The 1852-nt window shown below is 74.4% G+C and carries 1 pseudogene; it reads right to left on the bottom strand.

Annotated elements, in window-relative coordinates:
* Positions 1-1852, bottom strand: a pseudogene (locus IG74_RS0144470) (condensation domain-containing protein); the annotation flags it as partial.

The following is a 1852-nucleotide window of genomic DNA, read 5'->3' as shown; positions in this document are numbered from 1 at the left end:
CGGGCAGGTCGGTGTTCTGGAAGGCCAGCATCACCTGGAACAGCGGGTGACGGCCCAGGGACCGCACCGGGTTCAGGACCTCCACCAGACGCTCGAACGGCACGTCCTGGTGCGCGAACGCCGCCAGGTCCGACTCCCGCACACGGGCGAGTCTTCGAGCGCCTCGTCCGTGCGGCCCGCCACCGGGGAGCCGATCGGCACGTCGTCACCCGCACCCAGACGGGCGAGCAGCGCGGCGAGCGCCGCCTGGAGGACCATGAAGACGCTGGCGCCGCTGTCCTGGGCGAGCCGCGCGAGGCGGGCGTGCACGTCGGCGGGGAGGGCGAAGGGCACGCTGCCGCCCCGGTCACTGCCCGCGTTGGGGCGCACGCGGTCGCCGGGCAGGGTCACTTCCTCCGGGAGGCCCGCGAGGGCGGTTTCCCAGTGGGCGATCTGGCGCGCGAGGACACTGTCGGGGTCGCTCTCGTCGCCGAGCAGCTCCTGCTGCCACAGCGCGTAGTCCGCGTACTGCACCGGCAGCGGCTCCCAGCCGGGCGCCCGGCCCTCGGCACGCGCCGCGTACGCCACCGACACATCCCGCGCCAGCGGCGCGAGCGACCAGCCGTCACCCGCCACGTGGTGGAGCACCAGGAGCAGGACGTGGCTTTCCGCGGCGACCGAGAACAGCGTGATCCGCAGCGGCAGCTCCGCCGCGAGGTCGAAGCCCTCCTGGACGGCGGTGCGCAGCGCGTCCGCGAGCGCGTCCTCGGCGATGTCGGTGCGGGTGAGCGGCACCGTCGCGGCCGTGGTGGCCCGCACCAGCTGCTCCGGTTCGCCGTCCCGCTCGGGGAAGACGGTGCGCAGGCTCTCGTGCCGCTCCATGACGTCGGCGAGCGCGGCACGCAGCGCCTCCTGGTCGAGGCGGCCCGTCAGGCGCAGGGCAAGGGCCATGTTGTACGCGCCGCTGCCCGGCTCCAGGCGGTTCAGGAACCACAGGCGGCGCTGGGCGTACGAGAGCGGGAGCCGCTCGGGCCTGACGGCCGGGAGCAGGGCGGGGCGAGGCGTCGCGTCGGCCTGCTCCAGGGTGGCGGCGAGCGCGGCCACGGTCGGCGCCTCGAAGAGCGCCCGCAGCGGCATCTCGACGCCGGCGGCGGCACGGACGCGGCCGGCGAGCCGGGTGGCGAGCAGCGAGTGCCCGCCCAGGGCGAAGAAGTCGTCGTCCACGCCGACACGCTGTTCGTCCAGGCCGAGCACGTCCGCGAACAGGGCGCGGAGCAGTTCCTCGCGGGGTGTCGTGGGTGCCCGGCCCGCCTGGGCGGACGCGAACTCGGGCGCGGGGAGGGCCTTCCGGTTCACCTTGCCGTTGGGCAGCAGGGGGAAGGCGTCGAGGTTCACGAAGAGCGACGGCAGCATGTACGCGGGCAGCGTCCGGGCCAGGGCCGCGCGCAGCCCGGCCGTGGCGTCCGCCGCGCCGACGACGTAGGCGACGAGGTGCCGCTCCCCCGCAGGTGTCGAGTGTGGCGCCACGACGGCTCGGGACACACCGTCCAGGGCCTCGACGGCGGCTTCGATCTCGCCGGGTTCGATGCGGAAGCCGCGCAGCTTGACCTGGTCGTCGGCACGACCGACGAAGACCAGCTGCCCGTCGGCGCCCCAGCGCACCAGGTCGCCCGTGCGGTACATCCGCTCACCCGACGCGAACGGGTCGGCCACGAAACGCTCCGCCGTCAACCCCGGACGCTTGAGGTAGCCGCGCGCCAACGCCTCACCAGAGACGTACAGTTCGCCGACGACTCCCTGCGGGACGAGGCGCAGATGTGCGTCCAGAACGTACAGGCGCGTGTTCCACACCGGACGGCCGATCGGGACCGTG

Origin of the sequence: Streptomyces sp. NRRL B-1347, from assembly GCF_000720325.1 — a bacterium.
Lineage (GTDB): Bacteria > Actinomycetota > Actinomycetes > Streptomycetales > Streptomycetaceae > Streptomyces.
Note: the sequence above shows the minus strand (reverse complement) of the source record. Positions and strands in the feature narration are given on the sequence as shown.